The sequence below is a fragment of the Nocardioides sp. FY1077 genome (genome assembly GCF_058681775.1).
Window position 1 is genome coordinate 214,473 of record NZ_JBZWDB010000002.1, and the last position, 19,448, is coordinate 233,920.

The 19,448-nt window shown below is 71.9% G+C and carries 21 protein-coding genes; 9 read left to right on the top strand and 12 right to left on the bottom strand.

The genetic code is table 11. From position 1 onward, the window contains the following. Nucleotides 1-45: 45 nt before the first annotated feature. Nucleotides 46-729, top strand: coding sequence for a FadR/GntR family transcriptional regulator (locus tag AC4OR8_RS05930; protein WP_492164615.1), 684 nt, complete (start codon nt 46-48; stop codon nt 727-729). Between the two features lie 23 nt (nt 730-752). Here AC4OR8_RS05930 and AC4OR8_RS05935 read toward each other — a convergent pair whose 3' ends face one another. From AC4OR8_RS05935 to AC4OR8_RS05945, 3 genes are all read right to left on the bottom strand, one after another. Continuing rightward, a complete protein-coding gene (locus AC4OR8_RS05935; protein WP_492164616.1) occupies nt 753-1,187 on the bottom strand; it encodes a DUF1810 domain-containing protein in 435 nt (144 codons plus the stop codon). Nucleotides 1,188-1,215: 28 nt separating this feature from the next. Next, nucleotides 1,216-1,998, bottom strand: a complete 783-nt coding sequence (locus AC4OR8_RS05940) for an RCC1 domain-containing protein (RefSeq protein ID WP_492165306.1) — start codon at nt 1,996-1,998, stop codon at nt 1,216-1,218. 100 nt (nt 1,999-2,098) lie between these two features. Continuing rightward, nucleotides 2,099-3,751 (bottom strand): DEAD/DEAH box helicase, encoded by a 1,653-nt coding sequence (locus AC4OR8_RS05945; RefSeq protein ID WP_492164617.1) that lies wholly within the window; start codon nt 3,749-3,751, stop codon nt 2,099-2,101. 469 nt (nt 3,752-4,220) lie between these two features. Between AC4OR8_RS05945 and AC4OR8_RS05950 the strand changes: the two genes are divergently transcribed. From AC4OR8_RS05950 to AC4OR8_RS05960, 3 genes are all read left to right on the top strand, one after another. Next, the gene (locus tag AC4OR8_RS05950) at nt 4,221-4,919 is read left to right on the top strand and encodes a hypothetical protein (RefSeq protein ID WP_492164618.1); all 699 of its coding nucleotides are present in this window, start codon (nt 4,221-4,223) and stop codon (nt 4,917-4,919) included. A 113-nt stretch (nt 4,920-5,032) separates the two neighbouring features. Beyond that, nucleotides 5,033-6,079 carry a reverse transcriptase family protein gene (locus AC4OR8_RS05955; protein WP_492164619.1) on the top strand — a complete coding sequence of 349 codons (1,047 nt, stop codon included), beginning with the start codon at nt 5,033-5,035 and terminating at the stop codon, nt 6,077-6,079. A 181-nt stretch (nt 6,080-6,260) separates the two neighbouring features. After that, complete coding sequence (locus AC4OR8_RS05960; protein ID WP_492164620.1) at nt 6,261-6,425, top strand: hypothetical protein; 165 nt, start codon at nt 6,261-6,263, stop codon at nt 6,423-6,425. A gap of 8 nt (nt 6,426-6,433) precedes the next feature. Here AC4OR8_RS05960 and AC4OR8_RS05965 read toward each other — a convergent pair whose 3' ends face one another. The 3 genes from AC4OR8_RS05965 to AC4OR8_RS05975 all read right to left on the bottom strand — a co-directional run bounded on the left by AC4OR8_RS05965 (nt 6,434) and on the right by AC4OR8_RS05975 (nt 7,994). Next, complete coding sequence (locus AC4OR8_RS05965; RefSeq protein WP_492164621.1) at nt 6,434-6,661, bottom strand: hypothetical protein; 228 nt, start codon at nt 6,659-6,661, stop codon at nt 6,434-6,436. Between the two features lie 131 nt (nt 6,662-6,792). Then, on the bottom strand, nt 6,793-7,200 hold the full coding sequence (locus AC4OR8_RS05970) for a VOC family protein (RefSeq protein ID WP_492164622.1): 408 nt from the start codon (nt 7,198-7,200) through the stop codon (nt 6,793-6,795). Between the two features lie 134 nt (nt 7,201-7,334). After that, a complete protein-coding gene (locus tag AC4OR8_RS05975; protein ID WP_492164623.1) occupies nt 7,335-7,994 on the bottom strand; it encodes a Type 1 glutamine amidotransferase-like domain-containing protein in 660 nt (219 codons plus the stop codon). Nucleotides 7,995-8,124: 130 nt separating this feature from the next. Here AC4OR8_RS05975 and AC4OR8_RS05980 point away from each other — a divergent pair, with 130 nt between their 5' ends. After that, entirely contained in the window at nt 8,125-8,856 is a 732-nt protein-coding gene (locus AC4OR8_RS05980; RefSeq protein WP_492164624.1) for a DinB family protein, read from the top strand. Nucleotides 8,857-8,872: 16 nt separating this feature from the next. Here the strand turns inward: AC4OR8_RS05980 and AC4OR8_RS05985 are convergent, their stop codons facing one another. The 6 genes from AC4OR8_RS05985 to AC4OR8_RS06010 all read right to left on the bottom strand — a co-directional run bounded on the left by AC4OR8_RS05985 (nt 8,873) and on the right by AC4OR8_RS06010 (nt 14,270). Continuing rightward, nucleotides 8,873-9,310 (bottom strand): VOC family protein, encoded by a 438-nt coding sequence (locus tag AC4OR8_RS05985; protein WP_492164625.1) that lies wholly within the window; start codon nt 9,308-9,310, stop codon nt 8,873-8,875. A 115-nt stretch (nt 9,311-9,425) separates the two neighbouring features. Continuing rightward, nucleotides 9,426-10,697 (bottom strand): enolase C-terminal domain-like protein, encoded by a 1,272-nt coding sequence (locus tag AC4OR8_RS05990; RefSeq protein WP_492164626.1) that lies wholly within the window; start codon nt 10,695-10,697, stop codon nt 9,426-9,428. After that, entirely contained in the window at nt 10,694-11,089 is a 396-nt protein-coding gene (locus AC4OR8_RS05995) for a universal stress protein (RefSeq protein ID WP_492164627.1), read from the bottom strand. The genes AC4OR8_RS05990 and AC4OR8_RS05995 overlap by 4 nt, the downstream gene beginning before the upstream one ends. Further along, the gene (locus AC4OR8_RS06000; protein WP_492164628.1) at nt 11,086-12,606 is read right to left on the bottom strand and encodes a tripartite tricarboxylate transporter permease; all 1,521 of its coding nucleotides are present in this window, start codon (nt 12,604-12,606) and stop codon (nt 11,086-11,088) included. The genes AC4OR8_RS05995 and AC4OR8_RS06000 overlap by 4 nt, the downstream gene beginning before the upstream one ends. A gap of 18 nt (nt 12,607-12,624) precedes the next feature. Then, nucleotides 12,625-13,203: a tripartite tricarboxylate transporter TctB family protein gene (locus AC4OR8_RS06005; RefSeq protein ID WP_492164629.1), complete on the bottom strand. Its 579-nt coding sequence runs from the start codon at nt 13,201-13,203 to the stop codon at nt 12,625-12,627. A 68-nt stretch (nt 13,204-13,271) separates the two neighbouring features. Continuing rightward, nucleotides 13,272-14,270: a Bug family tripartite tricarboxylate transporter substrate binding protein gene (locus AC4OR8_RS06010; protein ID WP_492164630.1), complete on the bottom strand. Its 999-nt coding sequence runs from the start codon at nt 14,268-14,270 to the stop codon at nt 13,272-13,274. A 179-nt stretch (nt 14,271-14,449) separates the two neighbouring features. Here AC4OR8_RS06010 and AC4OR8_RS06015 point away from each other — a divergent pair, with 179 nt between their 5' ends. From AC4OR8_RS06015 to AC4OR8_RS06030, 4 genes are all read left to right on the top strand, one after another. Beyond that, nucleotides 14,450-15,385: a LysR family transcriptional regulator gene (locus AC4OR8_RS06015; RefSeq protein ID WP_492164631.1), complete on the top strand. Its 936-nt coding sequence runs from the start codon at nt 14,450-14,452 to the stop codon at nt 15,383-15,385. A 95-nt stretch (nt 15,386-15,480) separates the two neighbouring features. After that, entirely contained in the window at nt 15,481-16,407 is a 927-nt protein-coding gene (kdgD, locus tag AC4OR8_RS06020; RefSeq protein WP_492164632.1) for a 5-dehydro-4-deoxyglucarate dehydratase, read from the top strand. Continuing rightward, on the top strand, nt 16,404-18,035 hold the full coding sequence (locus AC4OR8_RS06025; RefSeq protein WP_492164633.1) for an aldehyde dehydrogenase (NADP(+)): 1,632 nt from the start codon (nt 16,404-16,406) through the stop codon (nt 18,033-18,035). The genes kdgD and AC4OR8_RS06025 overlap by 4 nt, the downstream gene beginning before the upstream one ends. Beyond that, nucleotides 18,032-19,357 (top strand): enolase C-terminal domain-like protein, encoded by a 1,326-nt coding sequence (locus tag AC4OR8_RS06030; protein WP_492164634.1) that lies wholly within the window; start codon nt 18,032-18,034, stop codon nt 19,355-19,357. Before AC4OR8_RS06025 ends, AC4OR8_RS06030 begins: the two co-directional genes overlap by 4 nt. Nucleotides 19,358-19,448 lie beyond the last annotated feature (91 nt).

The window sequence follows — 19,448 nt, forward strand, 5'->3', positions numbered from 1 at the left end:
CACCGGAACCCGACCGCCCGACGCCCCGCATGATGAGGTGACCCCGTGACCACGACCCTGGCCCAGCGCGTGGTCGACGGCCTGAAGGCCGCGATCCTCGCCGGCACGCTGCCCCCGGGCGCCAAGCTGCCGTCGGAGTCGGCCCTGGTCTCCGAGCACGGCGTCTCCCGCACGGTGGTGCGCGAGGCGGTGTCGCGCCTGCAGGCGGAGGGCCTGGTGGAGACCTTCCAGGGCCGGGGGTCGTTCGTGCTGGCCGTGCCGCAGCCGTCGACGTTCTCGCTGGAGTCGTCGGCGATCCGCACCCACCGCGACGTGCTGGCGATGGTCGACTTCCGCATCGGCGTGGAGAGCGAGGCGGCGGCCCTGGCCGCCGCCCGCTCGACACCCGAGACGACCACGACGGTGCAGCGGGCGCTGGCCCAGCTCACCGAGACCGGCCACGAGGGCGCCGTCGAGGCCGACTTCGCCTTCCACCGCGCGGTGGCCGCGGCGACCGGAAACCGGTTCTACGTCGACCTGCTCGACTCGCTCGGCCCGATGATGATCATGCTGCCGCGCACGCAGCTGTCCGACGAGTTCTCCCTCTCCGACTCCGCCCACGTCGAGCGGGTGCACCGCGAGCACGAGCAGGTGGCCGCCGCGGTCGCCGACGGTGACGCCGAGACCGCACGCGCGGCGATGCGGGTGCACCTCGGCAACACCCGCCGGCGACTCAGCGCCTCCGGCTGACCGCCCGGCCGCCGAGCTCCGGATCAGGCGCCGGCGAGCTGCACGGTCCGCGGGTCGGCCTCGCCGTCGAAGAACGCGTCGAGCACCTCCTGGAACACCGACTCCGAGCCGTCGGCGGCCAGGTCGAACAGCGTCATCGACGAACGCAGCTTCACGTCGTCGGGCGACCCCATGATCTGGCGGGCGCTCTTGACGGGGTGGGTGAGCACGGCCCGGGCGCACACGAGCAGCCGCGGTCCGAGCACGGGGTGGTCCAGGTAGGCACGCGCCTCGTCGAGCGAGCCGATCGCGTAGTGCTGCGCCGTCGGCGAGCTGCCCAGCCCGGCGACCTGCGGGAAGACGAACCACATCCAGTGGCTGGTCTTGCGGCCGGCCTGCAGCTCGGCGAGCGCCTTCTCGTGCACGCCGTGGGCCTGGGCGTCGACGAACCGGTCGAGCCGGTGGGGATCCGCTGTCACCCGGTCGAGGCTACGTGACCGGCGCGCGTCAGGCCGGTGTCCGGAGGGCGGGCCAGCCGGCGACGTCGCACTGACCGTGCTCGTTGCTCCCGGCCGCCACGACCCGACCGTCCGCGCGGAGGCCGAGGGTGTGGCGTGCGCCGGCAGCGACGGCGACGACGTCCCGCCAGTCGGAGACCCCGCACTGCCCGTGGTCGTCGCTGCCGACGGCCACTGCCCGGCCGCTCGAGGTCACGCCCACGGTGTGGTGGCTGCCGGCCGCGACGGCCACCACGTCGCTCCACGACTCCACGTCGCAGGCTCCCGCCGTACGGGACCCCACCGCGAGGACGTGCCCGGTCGTCGTGAGCGCAACCGTGTGCACCGATCCCGCCGCGACGGCGGTGACGTCACGCCAGCCGCCGACCCGGCACTGCCCGCGGCGGTCGTTCCCGGCAGCCACCGCGGTCCCGTCCGCCCGCACGCCCACGGAGTGCCAGTCGCCGCAGGCCAGCGCGACGACCTCGCGCCACGTGGCGACGTCGCAGGCCCCCTCGTCGTGTCGTCCCGCGGCCACGGCGGTGCCGTCGGCACGCAACCCGAGCGTGCGGCGCCACCCTGCGGCCACCGCGGTGATCTGGCGCCAGTCGCTGACGTCGCACTGCCCGTCCCCGTTCCACCCCGCAGCGACCACGGTGCCGTCGGCGCGCAGCCCCACGCTGTGCGACCGACCCGTGTTCCGTGCCGCGTGCACGTTCCCGGCCGCCACGGCCACGACGTCCGACCAGTCGCCGGTCCGACGCTCGCCCGCTGTCTCTGCGCCGGCCGACACGACGGACCCGTCGGCGCGGAGCCCCACCGAGTGGCGCGGCCCGGCGGCCAGGACAGGGGTACCCACAGCGCAAGGATGCCCGGCGCGGTGGATCCGGGGGTCAGGTGCCGTCCTCGGTCAGGGTCGTGGGCGGCAGCCAGTCGGCCCCGAGGAGGTGCGCGAGCCCGGCGAGCCCGGCGGTGTCGCTGCCCACCGTGTCGGAGGCGGCGGCGATCCGCTCCACCATCACCCGGCCGACCTGCTCCTCGACGGTGCCCTCGGCGTAGGCGATGTGCCACGGCGAGACCTGGTGGTCGCGGTGGGTGCGGCCGGTGACCTGTCGTGCGGCGATGCCGGAGAAGCGGGCCTGGTGGAAGACCCCGACGCGCGGCTCGGTGCTCGCCTGGTGGCCGTCGGGGAGGGTCTCGCCGGCGTGCAGGCTGATCGAGGCGACGGTGGTGAAGACGCAGACCTTCGCCTGCCCGGTCTGGAACCGGAGCCGCTCGGCCTCGGGGTCGAACCGGTCGCGGCCGTAGATCGTGGCCACCTCGATGCCGGAGTCACGCAGCCGGTCGGCGATGGGGTCGGCGGCGGTCGCGACGAACTCGACCGAGCACGCCACCTGCCGCTCCGACTCGACCTGCTGGGCGATCCAGGCGACCGTCGAGTCGACCCGGATCAGTCCGGCCTTCTGCCGGAAGCGCAGCAGCGCGGCGCGGCCCTTGGCGACGTTCCGGCCGCGTCGCGCGATGTCCATGTCGCGACAGAACTGGCCCCACTCGGCCTCGTACGCCGCCCGCTCCGCCGGCGTGAGCGCCACCGGCATGCCGGAGATCGGCACCGGCCCCCAGGGCGCGGCGCGGTGCAGCATGGCCGGGGGCCGCTCGTCGGCGAGCCAGCCCCGCACCAGCTTGAGGTCGGCGGCGCGTCGCGCCGGGTCGGGGGTCCAGGTCGCGCCGTGGCGCCCCGGTTCCGTCCCGACGCCGTGCCGCTCGAGCGCCGCGGCGAACGTGGCGCCGGGCTGCGTCGCCGAGGTCCACTCCCGCATCGGCTCGCCGAGCACCTGCGCGTAGGCGGGAGCGAGGTAGGGCAGCTCCAGCGGCGTGTGACCGGGCGTCGCGGTCGTCGCGATGACGAACGGCGCCTTGTCGTGCGCGCGCCCGTGCCCCGAGATCTTCGCCCAGAGCTTCCACCGCTTCGTCGTCGTACGCCGCAGCGCGTGGGCCTCGTCGGCGATGATCACGTCCCACTCGTGCTCGGTGACCTTCTCCAGCCGGTCCCACGTGATCACGACCCACTCCAGACCCCCGTCGCCCAGCGCGGTGATCGTGCGGCACCAGTGGCCGATGGTGATCGCGGCGGGCCGGTCGGCCACGACGAGCACCCGCCGCGCTCCGCGCAGGTCGCCCACCGCTGCCGCCCCGAGGACGGCGGAGATCGTCTTGCCCACGCCGGGCTCGTCGGCCAGCAGGAACTGCCGCCCACCCGCCGCGGCGCGCGCCGCGATCGCATCGGCCGCCTCGAACTGGATCCTCCGGGGCTCGAGCGCGTCGGTCGGCTCGGGACCGGGCGTCGGACTGCCGGGGTTGAGCGTGTTCTCGAGGAACCGACCGAGCGTGTACGGCCCAGGGGCGTACGGCGCGAGGTGCGCCGGCAGCGCGCGACCGACGTACAGATGGGCCTTGACCGCCGAGTGCCAGGAGGCGTCGTCGACCTGCGTCCCGTACGGCACGTCGAGGACCCACAGCCGCTCGCCCGGCCCGGCGGCCGGCAACGGCCGCTGCCGCGTCGCGCTGCGGCCGGGTGACGCGCTGCGCCTGCGAGCGCTTGATCGCCGGGGACTGGCCACCCCCGGACGCTACCGGGACCTCCGCCTCGAACACCGCTGGCTCTCCAGGTCCATCGCGCCGGGCTTACGGCGTCCCGCGGGCCGTTCTGGCGCACCGCACCGTTCAGGCATGGCCGCCTACGGGGCCACCCCTGGCCCACAGGGGTGGAATGACCCACCACAACGGACCTGCGCGAGATCGCAGGGTCGCCACGACTAGCGTCGGGCACGCCCGACGTGTTTCTCAGCGAGCGGTAACGGTGTTCATCCTTCGGGAGGAGCACCGTGCTCTGGGCGGTGAACGAGATGACATCTAGACGATCTCGCCTCCGCCCTGAAACCTCGGAGGTGCCGCTGGTTGATGTTCGGCGCTCATGTCTCAGCCTGGGCGACCATTCTTCACTAGAGTCTAAGCATGATCGCCGAAGACCAAGAGTCGCCAGATCGACCACCAATCTTCCTATTCCTGGACGAATCGGGCACGGCCCCGGATGATCCCCTGACCATGGTGGGTGCTACCGCATTTCACGACGTCGCCACGGCGGAAGCGGCGATCGTTGACGCGCATGGCCGTACGCTAGGTGACGCTACTTTGTGGAAAGACGCAAAGCGACGACAACGATTTTCCGAGGTCGGTTTTCATTTCACAGACGACACCGAATCGGTAAGGAGTATCTTTCTGTCGGCGCTCGACTCGATCGAATATAGGGCCTACGCTGCCTACGCGAGAAACGAGGAACAGGACGATACGACCGACCTCATCGTGGCAATGTACGGAACATTGCTGTCGAGCGTCCTAACACGATACCGCTCATACGCGCTCACCGTTGTATTCGAGCAGAACTCGACGATGGATTCGTTATATGGCAAGATCTGGTCTGTGCTGCAGGAAACGGTTGAGGGTATGGAGTCGGCAACGGCACTTCGCGGCACGAAGTCTGCGCCATGCCTGGCGGCAACGGACTACGTTCTCGGTGTCACGCGGGCACACCTGCTGGAAGGCGCATCAGATTTCCAGAAGGGGCGATTCGCCGCACTGGGGAGAAGTTACGCCTATCTCATCGACTTCGACGACGACCGACACCTAGGCGGTAGGAAACACCCTATACTCTAAGAGCCGGGGGTGCTGCAGCCTTGGGGACGAGTCGTCCTCGCGACCATGTGATGTGTGAGAATCCCGCTATGGCGCCCCCGGTCCCCCTCTTTGAGTTCACGTGTCATCAGTCCGTGGCTTCGTTAGAGATCCCTCTTGGCAAGCCCGCCCTAGATCTGCAACTCCTGGCTTCGACCTGTGAGTCCGGCGCGATTTACAACTCGCACTCTCTGTGGGTCCGCGGAAAGTTGCGAACCGTCGCCGTTCCAGATCAACGGCTAGATCATATTCACGGCCGGATAAATTCTCTCCTCTTCCCCGTCGATCTCGCAATGGGGAAAGAAGTGAACGGCTTTGTAACGCGGAGATCTACGATCACCAACGCGCTGCCCCATGTTGGGGCGGCGTACCTGCAGAAATTCGACATCAAGGATTTCTTCGCCAACATAACGACCGCGCAGGTTCGGTCCGCATTGTGCGACATTGGTTTCGGTGCGGACGCAGCAGGTATGCTTAGTCGGTTGGTGTCGTGTGATGGCCATATTCCGCTCGGCGCCAGGACGAGCCCGCGAATATCGAATGTGGTATTAATGTCGTTTGATGATGCGATGACCGCGCTGGCGGCGGAAAAAAATCTTGTCTACACTCGGTATGCCGATGATTTGTCGTTCAGTGCCCAAATCCCGTTCGATGTAAGGGACGAGGCCTACGCTGCGTTGACATCGATCGGGTTCGAACTGAACGAATCTAAGACGAAATCTTTCAAGCTGGGGCAGCCTATGTTCGTAACCGGGCTGGCAATCTCCGATGAAGTTCGGCCGCGTCTCCGGAAGCGGTTCAAGTCGAGCCTTCGTCGCGAATTCTATTTTGTGGAAAAGTACGGCTTGGCGGGCCATGCTGAAAGGATCGGTGCAAGTACGGTGCGCGCGGGCAATCGACTGATGGGTCAGTTCCATTATGCGAAATCAGTTGAGCCAGAGTTTGCCACCAGATTGGCGGAAAGATTTCCGGCCGCCTTCGGCGGTCTGATCCCTGAGCAAACTGATACCCGCGTTGAACGCGCGAGGCGCTACAGACGGATCTTTCTGTCGCGGGTGCGGCAGGCGTCAGAGCAGACTCTTCCATTTTATACGCCGACGGCAGCAGTGCCGCTCGCGCCAGTCCGACGTGCGGCTACCTGAGGACGTCACACCGGGTTGAACCTTGGGTGAGCATGCTGGGCGGATCGACGCGTTGACGTGGCGGCTTATGGTGCGGAAGTCGATTGGGCAGGCGGGCCGATCGCGATCCACGCGTCTGGTTCGGCACGTGCCCGTTCAGGCGAGGGTGGTCGGCGAGAGCGACCGGACCTATCGTGGACTGATGGTCAAGGACAACGCGGACGCAGCCGGGCCGGACGTCATGGTCATGTTCGACACCGAGACCGACCACGGTCTCGTGTGCCGGGTGTGCGGGTCGTTGGTGGCCGCGTCGGGGGAGTACCCGCGGGCGCACTGGGACTGGCACGAGGCGCCCAACGGCGCCTGAGCCCAGCGTCAGCCGCCCTGGCCGAGCGGCTCGATCTGGCCCTGCTCGACCAGCTGCTCCAGCGCCAGGGAGCAGCCTGCCTGCCAGTGGCCGTCCTGATCCTGGAACGACACGACGGCCTCACCCGTGCACCCGCCGTCCGCCTCGCCACCCTTCGCGTGGTGGGAGCACTGGCCTTGCGCTGCGGCGGTCGCGGGCTCGTACAGCTCCGGGTCGAAGACTTGGGACAGATTCACGGGGCGACCTCCTCGGCTCAGCCTCTCACCGTCTTCAGCTCCGATCCAGGGCGTGGCGGCAGCCGACGCAGACGGCGATCGGCGAGCTGGCCCAGGCGCGCACGACCGCGCTGGGGGTCCGGGGCCGACGGCTACTCGCCGTCGGCCTCGAACCCGATCAGCCAGTGCAGGCCGTGGCGGTCGATGATCTGGCCGTCGGAAGCGCCCCACGGGCGCCGCTGCAGGTCGGCCACGACGTGGCCGTTCTCGGCGAGGGCGGCGAACCACGCGCGCAGCACCGGGGGAGCTGCGGTGCCGAGCAGCGACAGCATCAAGCCGGTGGCCGCGAACGTCGGCTCGTCGCCGGCGACGTCGGAGGCGAACAGCCCGACGGGCCCGTCGGCGAGGTAGCCGTGGCCGACGGCGTCGGGCGGGCCGTCGGTCCGGCCGAGCTCCGCGAAGGTGTGCAGGTGCACCGCGCAGCCGAAGACGCCGCCGTAGAAGGTCAGGGCCTCCCGGGCGGTGCCGGGGAGGTGGAGGTACGGCGTGGGTCCGCTCATCCCGGGATGCTAGGCGCCGGGACCCTGACCGGGTACCGTCCGGGCCGGTGGTTTCGAGACGCTCGCTGGCGCTCGCTCCCGACCACCGAGGAACTGGCTCGCTGGCGCTGGCGCTGGCTCCTCGACCACCGGCCCTAGGCGAGCTGGCGCCACTCGCCCTCAGAGACCACCTCGACCGAGCCGTCGACCACGGCGATCGCGGTCTGGTCGTCGATGGCGTACGCCGGACCCGCGATCTCCTGCGCCCACGTCTCGGCGCCGGCCATCGTGTTGTCGGGCAGCATGCCGAGGTGGGGGAAGATCGAGAAGTCGACGACGCCCAGCGTGCGGTCGCCGCCGCCGGGCGGGGTCCACTCCACGAAGTCGCTGCCGATGCGCGGGGTCATCACCATGCTCCCGGCGCTCAGTCCCACCCACACGGTGTCGTCGAGCGACGGCAGCAGGTCGGCCAGGCCGGACTCGCGCATCCAGTGGTGCAGGTACAGCGCGTCGCCGCCGGCCACCAGCAGCACGTCGGCCTCCTCCACCCACGGCCGCCAGCGCTCCTCGCCGATGCTGGGCAGGGCCGTCAGCTCGAGGACCCCCATAGACCGCCACCCCAGGTCACACATGGGCAGCGGCGTGTTGCCGGTGATGAAGCGCCACGCCGCAGCGGGCCCGCTCATCGGGTGGCCCCACTGCGCCGTCGGGATGCAGAGGGCGTCGGCCTCCGCGATCGGCTTGCCCAGCATCTCGACCATCGCGGCGTTGATGCTGGGGTTCGTCACGCCGGCGGAGGTGAGGAGGAGCTTCACTCCCGGCTCCTTCCATGGGCTGTCTGGGTCTCGCTCGGGCGTCGGTACGTCGGGTGCATGCAGCACCGACCCGGGCCGGGCGTCGGACTCATCGCTCGCCAGCGGCGCGCGACGTGGTGATGATGGAGCGATGACGACCTATTCCAGCACCACGGAGTTCGAGGGCGCGACCTTCGTCGCCGCCAGTTTCAAGGGCGCCACCCTGCGGTTCTCCGACGTCAGCGGGGTGACGATGCGCAGCGCCGACGTCGACGGCCTCGACATCGACAGCCACGACCTGTTCTTCGGCAGCCTCCTCGTCAACGGCGTCGACGTGGTGCCGCTCGTGGACGCCGAGCTGAACCGGCAGTTCCCGGGCCGGGAGCTGCAGAAGGCCCAGACGCCCGAGGGCCTGCGCGACGGGTGGGTCGCGGTGCAGGCCGCGTGGCAGGAGACGGTGGCGAGTACGCCGCCGGACCTGGTCGACGCCCACGTGGACGACGAGTGGTCGCTGGCCCAGACGCTGCGCCACCTCGTGCTGGCCACCGACGCCTGGCTGCGCGGCGGGATCCTGCGGGTGGAGCAGCCGTTCCACGAGATCGGCCAGATCTTCACCGGCGCCGCCGAGATGGGCTTCGACATGTCGGTGTTCCGCGCCGACCCGCCGGCCTACGAGGAGGTCCTCGCGGTGCGGGCGGAGCGGCAGCAGATGGTCACCGACTTCCTGGCCACGGCCACGCCAGAGCTGCTCGCGGAGGAGCGCGACAACCCGTGGGGCGAGGGCGACTGGCACCCCAGCGTCGGTGACTGCGTGCGCGTCGTCCTCGAGGAGGAGTGGGCGCACCTTCGCTACGTCCGGCGCGACATCGTCCTGCTGAGCTGAGCCGCGCGTCGCCGGGTCAGCCCTTCTGGAGCTCCTCGGCGAGCATCACGATGATGCCGCTCGGGCCGCGCACGTAGGTGAGCCGGTAGACGTCGCCGTACGTCGCGACGCCGCGCAGCGGGTGGCAGCCGTGCCGCGCGGCGATCTCCAGCGCCGCGTCGAGGTCGTCGACCGAGAACGCCACGCGGTGCATGCCGATCTCGTTGGGCCGGGTCGGCTCGGTCTCGATCGCCTCGGGGTGGAGGTACTCGAACAGCTCGAGGCGGCCGTGGCCGTCCGGCGTCTGGAGCATCGCGATCTTCGCGTGGTTGCCGTCGAGGCCGACCGCGGTGTCGGTCCACTCGCCGCTGACCGTGTCGCGGCCGAGGACGGCGAGCCCGAGGTCGGTGAAGAAGGCGATCGTCGCCTCCAGGTCGCGGACGGCGATCGCTACGTTCTCCAGCTTGATGGGCATGGGTCGCACGCTACCGAGCCGGCGGAGTCGGGTCAGGGGGTCGTGCGCGGTGGTTTCGAGACGCTCGCTGGCGCTCGCTCCCGACCACCGGAGCCCCGTCAACCACCGATCGGCGTCACCAGCGGGAGGTGTTGACCTGGAAGTCGGGCTCGATGGAGCGCATGTAGACGGTGTCCTCGCGGCGGCGCACGCCGCAGGTGAGCCACTGCTCGTGCAGCTCGGCGAGCTTGTCGGGGTCGAGCTCCACGCCGAGGCCGGGGCCGGTGGGGACGGCGACGGAGCCGTCGACGAAGTCGAGGGTGCCGGGCACGAGGAGGTCCTGGGTCTTCCACGGGTAGTGGGTGTCGCAGGCGTAGGTGAGGTTCTCGCTGGTGGCGGCGAGGTGGACCATCGCGGCGAGGCTGATGCCGAGGTGGGAGTTGGAGTGCATCGACAGGCCCAGGCCGAAGGTCCGGGTGATGCCGGCGAGCAGGGCGGAGCGGTGCAGGCCGCCCCACAGGTGGTGGTCGGAGAGCACGACCTGCACGGCGTCGGCGGCGATCGCGGGGGGCAGGTGCTCCATCGCGATCACGCACATGTTGGTGGCCAGCGGCAGGTCGGTGTGGCGGGCCACCTCGGCCATGCCGGGGATGCCGGGAGTGGGGTCCTCGAGGTACTCCACGACGTCGGCCAGCCGCTCGGCGACCTTGATCGACGTCGCCGGCGTCCAGGCGCCGTTGGGGTCGAGGCGCAGCGGGTGGTCGGGGAAGGCGGCGCGCAGCGCCTCCACGGCCTCGCACTCCGCCTCGGGGGCGAACACGCCGCCCTTCAGCTTCAGCGAGGAGAAGCCCCAGCCGTCGACCATCCGGCGGGCCTGCGCCACGACCTGGTCGGGGTCGAGCGCCTCGCCCCACGCGTCGGGCTCCTGGCCGGGGTGGGCGGCCCACTTGTAGAAGAGGTAGCCCGAGAAGTCGACGCGGTCGCGCACGCGCCCGCCGAGCAGGTCGGAGACCGGTACGCCGGCGCGGCGCGCCTGGACGTCGATCAGCGCGACCTCGAAGGGGGAGTAGACGGTGTCCAGCGCGGAGTCGACGTCGAGCATGCCGCCGAAGCTCATGCCCGCGGCGCCGTCGCCCGCGGCCAGGACCCGCGCCACCAGCCGGCGCAGGCCGGCCAGGTCGTACACGTCGTGCCCGCCGAGCTCGGCGGCCACGCCGTTCAGCCGCCCGAGCTGGGTCTCGTCGCCGTACGTCTCGCCCAGCCCGACGACGCCGTCGTCGGTGTGCACCTCCACGACCGCGCGCAGCGCCCACGGCTGGTGCACGCCCACGACGTTGAGCAGGGGCGGGTCGGCGAACGCGACCGGCGTGACGACGACCCGGCTGACCCGGGAGACCGGCGCGCTCACCGGGCGGGCTTGACGGCCAGGATCGGCGTCTCGAGGTCGAGCAGCAGCCGCTGGGCGTCGCTGCCCATCACGAGCTTGCCCACCGGGCTGCGCCGGCGCAGCCCGATGACCACGAGCCGGGCGCCGGTCTCGGCGATCTTGGCCTGGAAGGCCTCCACCAGGTCGGCGCCGTGGTCGGCGCGGTCGACGCGCAGGGCGACGCCGACGGCGGTGCCCCGGGCGACCAGCGCGGCCTCGGCCGCCTCGTCGACCAGCTGGCCGTCGACGAGCTGGCCGCGGCGCGGGCTGTTGAGCAGCACGACGTCCTCGCCGTGGTGGGCGGCCTCGGCGAGCCCGGCTTCGAGGGCCGCCTCGCCGAGGGGCGTGGGCACGTAGCCGATCAGGATCGTCATCGCAGGCTCTCTTCGCTGTCGGTGGGAGTGGGGGAGGCGGGGCGGCGCCCGAGCAGCTTGCGCCCGATCGGGAACAGGATGACCAGCAGCAGCAGGGCCAGGATCGTGCCGGAGATCGGGCGGGTCACGAAGCCGGTGGGGTCGCCGCCGAAGATCAGCAGCGAGCGGCGGGTGGAGTCCTCGACGAGCGCGCCCAGCACGAACGCCAGCACCAGCGGCCCGGGCTCGAAGCCGGCCTTCTTCATCAGGTAGCCGATGATGCCGAAGGTGATCATCACGAAGATGTCGAAGACCGAGTTGCGGATCGTGTAGACGCCCAGGATCGTGATCAGGGCGGTGATCGGGGCCAGGATCGCGGGCCGCACCCGCAGCACCCGCACGAACACGCCGACCAGCGGGATGCTCAGGATCAGCAGCATGATGTTGCCGATGTACATGGAGTTGATGACGCCCCAGAACACATCGGGGCGCTCGTCGACCAGCTGCGGGCCGGGCGTCACGCCCAGCACCAGCAGGGCGCCGAACAGGATGGCCATCGAGGCGTTGGCCGGGATGCCGATGGTGAGCAGCGGGATGAACGACGACGTCGCGGCGGCGTTGTTGGCCGTCTCGGGGGCGGCGACGCCCTCGATGGCGCCGCGGCCGAAGCGCTCGGGCTCCTTGGCCCGCTTCTTCTCGGCGGCGTAGGCCACCAGCGAGGCCATCACCGCGCCGCCGCCGGGCAGCACGCCCAGGAAGAAGCCGATGACCGAGCCGCGGCCGATGGCGCCCGACGACTGCTTCAGCTCGCTGCGCGAGGGCCACACGTTGGCGACCGGGGCGGGGGCGTGCACCTTGCCGTGGCGCTGCTCGAGGTTGTGCAGGATCTCGCCGACGCCGAAGAGGCCCATCGCGACGACGACGAAGTCGATGCCGTCGGAGAGCTCGAGGCTGTCGAAGGTGAACCGGCTGGCGCCGGTGAAGCCGTCGCGACCGACCGTGGCCAGCAGCAGGCCGATGCCCGCGGCGATCAGCGCCTTGATCATGTTGCCGTTGCCGACGGTGGCGACCAGCAGGACGCCGAGCAGCGCGAGGGCGGCGTACTCCGGCGGGCCGAAGCTCAGCGCGAAGCCGGCCACGATCGGCGCCAGCAGCGTCATGCCGATGACCGCGACGGTGGCGCCGACGAACGAGCCGATCGCCGCGATGCCGAGCGCCGTGCCGGCCTTGCCCTGCTTGGCCAGCGCGAAGCCGTCGAAGACGGTCACCACGCTCGAGGCCTCACCGGGCAGGCGCAGCAGCACCGAGGTGATCGTGCCGCCGTACTGCGCGCCGTAGTAGATGCCGGCCAGCATGATGATCGCCGAGACCGGCTCGACGTTGTAGGTGACCGGCAGCAGGATCGCGATGGTCGCGGCCGGGCCGAGGCCGGGCAGCACGCCGATGAGCATGCCCACGACCACCCCGATGAGGCAGTACATGAGGTTGGTCGGCTGCACGGCGACGGCGAAGCCGTCGAGGAACGCGTTGACATCCATGCGGGGGTCTCCGGGCCGTCAGAGGAGGTGGGGCAGCGGGATGCTGAGCCCGTAGAGGAAGAGGACGTAGAACACCGCGGTGGTGCCGAGCGCGATCACGATCGTCGAGCGCCAGGTCTCGCCGCCGAGGAAGCGCAGCCAGACCACCGCGAGCAGGAACGACGGCACCTCGAAGCCGATCACCGGCAGCAGGAACGCCATGCCGAGGAACGTCGCCGCACCGACGACCGGCAGCAGGCTGGAGCGGGTGAACGCCTCGGCGTCGTCGAGGCCGCGGCCCACCAGGAGGAGCAGCAGCGAGAGCCCCACGATGAGCATGCTCACCGCGAAGGGCCACAGCCCGGCGCCCGGCTCCTGCAGCGTGCCGAGGCCGTAGGACCACGAGAGGTAGGCGCCGAACGCGCCGATCCCGAGGCCCACGAGGGCCGCGACGACCTGGTACGTCGTGCCGCCGGCGGGCGGGCGCTCCTCGGCCAGGTCGCGGGCCACCTCGGCCTGCAGCTCGGCGAGCACGTCGTGCTCGCCGGGCCCGGTGGCGGCCGGGGAGGAGCCCGCGTGGGACGGGCCCGTCCCCTCGGCGGGGCGGGGTTCGGTCATCGTGGGCTCCTCGTCGCGCGGGGGACGGCCCCGGGGGAGTGCTTCCCCCGGGGCCGGGTGGTGCTGGCTCAGGCCTCGCCGAGGCTGATGCCGTACTCCTCGAGGAGGTCGGCGTAGCGCTGCTGGTCCTCGTCGAGCATGGTGACGATCTCGTCACCGGAGAGCTCGAGCGGGGTCAGGCTGTTCTGCTCGTTGAAGTCCTGGTACTCCTGCGAGGCGAAGGTGGCCTCGAGGCCCTCGGCCAGGGTGTCCTGCACGTCCTGCGGGGTCTCCAGCGGCACGGTCAGGAAGCGGTACTGGGTGACCTCGACGTCGAGGCCCTGCTCCTTGGCGGTCTCCACGTCGGGGAGGAACTCCACGCGCTCGGGGCCGAAGACCGTCAGCGGGGTGAGCTTGCCGGCCTCGATGTTCTCGATGGCCTCGCCGACCTGCAGCGCGGCGACGTCGACCTGGTTGCCGAGCAGCGCGGTCAGGGTGGGGGCGCCACCGTCGAAGGGGACGTCGGTCGCGTCGACGCCGAGGTCGCCGAAGAGCAGCGCCTGGGCCAGCTGCGAGCCGGTGCCGACGCCGGTGGTGCCGTACTTGATGCCGCTGGCGCCCTCCAGGTCCTCGATCGTCTGGTACTCGCTGTCGGCATTGGTGACCAGCACGTAGTCGTCGCGGGAGATGCCGCCGACGACCTCGAAGTCGTCGATGCTGGTGACCTCGTCCTCGGCCACCGCCAGCGGGGTGATCGTGAACAGCGAGGCGTTCTGCGCCGCGATGGTCGAGCCGTCGGGCTCGGCCGCCTTGACCTCGGCCGCCGACAGCGCGCCGTTGGCGCCGGGGACGTTGATCACCGGGAAGGAGCCGCCGAGCTCGTCGGCGAGGCCCTGCGAGACCTGGCGGCTGATCAGGTCGCTGGAGCCGCCGGGGTCGGCGCCGACGTACATCTCGACGGCACCCGAGGGGTACTCGCCGCCGTCGTCGCCGCCGGTGCTGGTCTCGACACCGCCGCAGGCGGTGAGGAGGAGGGCTGAGGCGGTAGCGGCAGCACCGAGTCGGGCCGTCGTCGCGAAGGTCGCCATGGGAATCACTCCTGGTCCGTGTGGGCCCGCCCCGCGAGCGGCGGTGTCCTGTGTGGGTCGTGGTGCCGGCCCTGTGGCCGGCGTCACTGACGGTACGAGCGGTTGACGATGCCTGTCCAAGAGGTATCAGGCATTGCTCCATGCAGCCAAGGCATCACCACCAGGCTACCGTGGTCGACATGAACGTGACCCTCGACCAGGTGCGCTGCTTCGTGGCGGTCGCCGAGGAGCTGCACTTCGGGCGGGCCGCGGAGCGCCTGGCCATGACGCAGCCCCCGCTCTCGCGCCAGATCCAGAAGCTCGAGCGGGTGGTGGGCGCCCAGCTGCTGGAGCGCGACAACCGCCGGGTGGCGCTCACCCGCGCCGGCGCGGCCTTCCTCGAGGACTGCTACCGCCTCACCGCGACCCTCGACGAGGCCGTCGCCCACGCCCGTCGGGTGGAGGGCGGCTGGGCCGGCACCCTCCACCTCGGCTTCACCGCGGTCTCGGCGATCGGCGTGCTCGGCCCGCTGCTGGGCCTGCTGGCCCGCGAGCTCCCGTCGGTGGAGGTGGTGCTGCACGAGCGCGTCACCGGCGGGCAGGTCGACGGCATCCGGCGCGGCGAGATCGACCTCGGACTGGCTCGACCTCCGTTCGACACCACCGTGCTGTCGTCGCGGGTGGTGGCCCGCGAGCCGCTGCGCGCCGTGGTGGCGCTCGACCACCCGCTGGCCGCGGCGCGCGGGCCGCTGGGTCCCGAGGACTTCGACGGGGTGCCGGTGATCGGCTACCACCCCACCACCGCGCGCTACTTCCACGAGATGACCGTGCGCTTCCTGGTCAACGGCCACTCCCGCATCGAGCAGCACGTGCAGCAGGTGCTGACCGCGGTGATCCTGGTGGCCGCCGGGCAGGGCGTGGCGTTCGTGCCGGCCAGCGCGGCGGCGCTGTCGGTGGAGGGCGTGGTGTTCAAGCCGCTGACCGGCCTCGGCGGCGGCCACCCCGACAGCGACCCCGCCCGCCCCGTGGAGCTGCACGCCATCTGGGCGCGCGGGCAGATGACGCCGATGCTGCGCCAGGTGCTGCACCTGGTGCAGCGCTCCGCCCAGGAGGTCGACGATGCTCTGGGGGAATGAGCGGATGCAGATAGAGCGTTGGACGGGCATCGACGGACCTGCCTAACGTGGCAGCGGGTCAGCGAGAGCCGCCGGCCCGCGCGAGAGGAACCACCGTGGCCCACGTGTCCCCCGACGAGCTCGCCCGCACCCTCGGGAGCGGGCTCCTGTCCTTCCCCGTCACCCACTTCCGCGAGGACGGCGAGCTCGACGAGCCCGCCTACCGCGAGCACCTCGAGTGGCTCAGCAGCCACCCCGTCGCCGCCCTCTTCGCCGCCGGCGGCACCGGGGAGGGCTTCTCCCTCACCGGGCAGGAGACCGACCGCGTCGTGCGCGCCGCCGTGCAGGCCGTCGACGGCTCCGTGCCGGTGCTGGCCCCCGCCACCGGCTCCACCGCCAACGCGGTGGCCCAGGCCAAGGCCGCCGAGGCTGCGGGCGCCGACGGCCTGCTGCTGATGCCGCCGTACCTCACCGAGGCCGGTCAGTCCGGTCTCGTCGACCACGTCTCCGCGGTCTGCGCGGCGACCTCGCTCGGCGTCGTGGTCTACAGCCGCGCCAACGCCGTGCTGCAGGCCGAGGCCGTGGAGCAGGCCTGCGAGCGCAACCCCACGCTGATCGGCTTCAAGGACGGCGTCGGCCGCATCGAGGACATGACCCGCACCTACGCCCGCAACGGCGACCGCCTGGTCTACATCGGCGGGCTGCCCACCGCCGAGATGTTCGCGCTGCCGCTGCTGCAGCTCGGCGTCACGACGTACTCCTCGGCGATCTTCAACTTCGTGCCCGAGTTCGCGCTGGCCTTCTACGACGCCGTGCGCGCCCAGGACCAGACCCGGGTCTACGGCATGCTGAATGAGTTCGTCATCCCCTACACCCAGCTGCGCGACCGCGAGCAGGGCTACGCCGTGTCGATCGTGAAGGCCGGCATGAAGGTGATCGGCCGGCCCGCCGGGCCGGTGCGCACCCCGCTGACCGACCTCACCGAGCTCGAGCTCGCCACCCTGACCGACCTGGTCAAGCGCATCGAAGGAGTCACCGCGTGACGTCTGCAGGCACCAGCCCCACCACCCCCCTCCCGGAGGTGCCCGCCTCGGTGCGCGGCGTCTCGTTCGTCGCCGGCGAGGAGGTCTCCGGCACCGGCGGCACCCTGCGCGCGCTGGCCGCGGCCAGCGGCGCTGAGATCGGCCCGGAGTTCGGGCTGCTCGACCTCGACCAGCTCGACCGCGCCGTGGCCGCCGCCGCCGAGGCCGCCGCGACCTACCGCGCCACCAGCCCCGAGGAGCGCGCCGCGCTGCTCACCGCGATGGCCGAGGAGATCGAGGCCGACCGCGCCGACCTGGTCGCCTGCGCCGTGGCCGAGAGCGGCCTGCCCGAGGGCCGCATCGCCGGCGAGGTGGGCCGCACCACCGGCCAGCTGCGCCTGTTCGCCGAGGTCGCCCGCCGCGGCGACCACCTCGGGGTGCGCCTCGACCCCGCCCTGCCCGACCGCACCCCGATGCCGCGCGCCGACCTGCGCCAGCGCTGGGTGCCGCTCGGCCCCGTCGCGGTCTTCGGCGCCAGCAACTTCCCGCTGGCCTTCTCCACCGCCGGCGGCGACACCGCCTCCGCGCTGGCCGCCGGCTGTCCCGTCGTGGTCAAGGGCCACCCGGCCCACCCCGGCACCGGCGAGCTCGTCGCCCGTGCGCTGACCCGCGCCGTGGCCCGCACCGGCCTGCCCGCCGGCACGTTCTCCTTCGTGCTCGGCGCCGGCAACGAGTTCGGCGCCGCGCTGGTGGCCGACCCCCGCATCAAGGCCGTCGGCTTCACCGGCTCGCGCGGCGGGGGCCTGGCGCTCGTCGACATCGCCCGGCGGCGCCGCGAGCCCATCCCGGTGTACGCCGAGATGTCGTCGGTCAACCCCGTCGTGCTGCTTCCCGGCGCGCTCGCCGCCGGCGACCCCGCCGCCCTGGCCGAGGCGTTCGTCGCCTCGCTGACCCTGGGCGCCGGCCAGTTCTGCACCAACCCCGGCCTGGCGCTGGTGCCGGCCGGCGAGGCCGGCGACGCGTTCGTGGCCGAGGCCGGACGCCGCATCGCCGCGGCCACCGGCCAGCCGATGCTCACCCCCGGCATCGCCGCGGCCTACGAGCAGGGCGTGTCCGACCTGGCCGGCGCCGACGGCGTCGAGCAGGTCGCCACCGGCAGCGCCGGCGGCCAGGGCGCCCCGGCGCCCGCGCTCAGCGTCGCCGCGTGGGGCCAGGCCGCCGAGGCCGCCGAGCAGGAGGTGTTCGGCGCGTCCGGCGTCGTCGTGCGCTGGGCCGACCTCGACGAGCTGCTCACCGTGCTGCGCGGCATCGAGGGCCAGCTCACCGCCACCGTCCACTACGACGCCGCCGACGCCGAGCACGCCCGGGCGCTGCTGCCGGTGCTGGAGGACCGCGTCGGCCGCATCCTGTTCAACGGCTGGCCCACGGGCGTCGAGGTGGGTCACGCGATGGTGCACGGCGGGCCCTACCCGGCCACCTCCGACGCGCGCACCACCTCGGTGGGCTCGCTGGCGATCGAGCGCTTCCAGCGCCCGGTCTGCTACCAGGACGTGCCGGCCGACCTGCTGCCGCCGGCCGTGGCCGACGCCAACCCGTGGGGCCTCGCGCGCCGCGTCGACGGCGTCCTGCAGCTCGGCGACCCCGCGTGAGCGCGCCCACCGTCGCCCGCATCGAGGTCGTGCCGGTGGCTGGCCACGACTCGATGCTGCTCAACCTGTCGGGCGCCCACGGGCCGTTCTTCACCCGCAACATCGCCCTGGTGACCGACTCCGAGGGCCGCACCGGCCTGGGGGAGGTGCCCGGGGGCGAGGCCATCGGGCGCACCATCGAGGACGCCGCCGGCGTGCTCGTCGGGCAGCCGGTCGCCCGGTTCCGCTCGCTGCTGCGCGAGGTGGCCGCCCGCTTCGCCGACCGCGACGCGGGCGGGCGCGGCCTGCAGACCTTCGACCTGCGCACCACCGTGCACGCGGTGACCGCGCTGGAGTCGGCGCTGCTCGACCTGCACGGCCAGGAGCTCGGCGTGCCCGTGGCCGAGCTGCTCGGCGAGGGCCAGCAGCGCGCCTCGGTGCCGATGCTGGGCTACCTGTTCTTCGTCGGCGACCCCGACCGCACCGACCTGGCGTACCTGCGCGAGCCCGACGGCGCCGACGACTGGGAGCGGCTGCGCCGCGAGGAGGCGATGACCCCCGAGGCCGTCGTGCGCCTCGCCGAGGCCACCGCCGAGCGCTACGGGTTCCGCGACTTCAAGCTCAAGGGCGGTGTGCTGCCCGGCGAGCAGGAGGTCGAGGTGGTGCGGGCGCTGGCCGCCCGCTTCCCCGACGCCCGGATCACCCTCGACCCCAACGGCGGCTGGCTGCTGCGCGAGGCCGTCGAGCTGTGCCGCGACCTCGGCGACGTGCTGGCGTACGCCGAGGACCCCTGCGGCGCCGAGGGCGGCTTCTCCGGTCGCGAGGTGATGGCGGAGTTCCGCCGGGCCACCGGCCTGCGCACCGCCACGAACATGATCGCCACCGACTGGCGCCAGCTGGCCCACGCCGTGCGCGAGCACGCCGTGGACATCCCGCTGGCCGACCCGCACTTCTGGACGATGGCGGGCTCGGTGCGCGTCGCGCAGCTGTGCTACGAGTTCGGCCTCACCTGGGGCTCGCACTCCAACAACCACTTCGACGTGTCGCTGGCGATGTTCACCCACGTCGGCGCCGCGGCGCCGGGTGAGATCACCGCGCTCGACACGCACTGGATCTGGCAGGACGGCCAGGGCCTGACCACCGCGCCGCCGCAGGTCGTCGACGGCGCCATCGCAGTGCCGACCGGCGGCGGCCTCGGCGTGGAGGTCGACCGCGACCGGCTCGCCGCGGCCCACGAGCTGTACGTCGAGCACGGCCTGGGCGCCCGCGACGACGCCGCGGCCATGCAGCACCTCGTGCCGGGATGGTCCTTCGACCCGAAGCGGCCCTGCCTGGTGCGGTGAGCCCGGTGCGGTGAGCCGGGCGAGGCCGGTTCGTAAGGGGTTGGTCGGTTCTGCCTGCTGAACCGGCCCGTCCAGACGTTCATGAATGTGG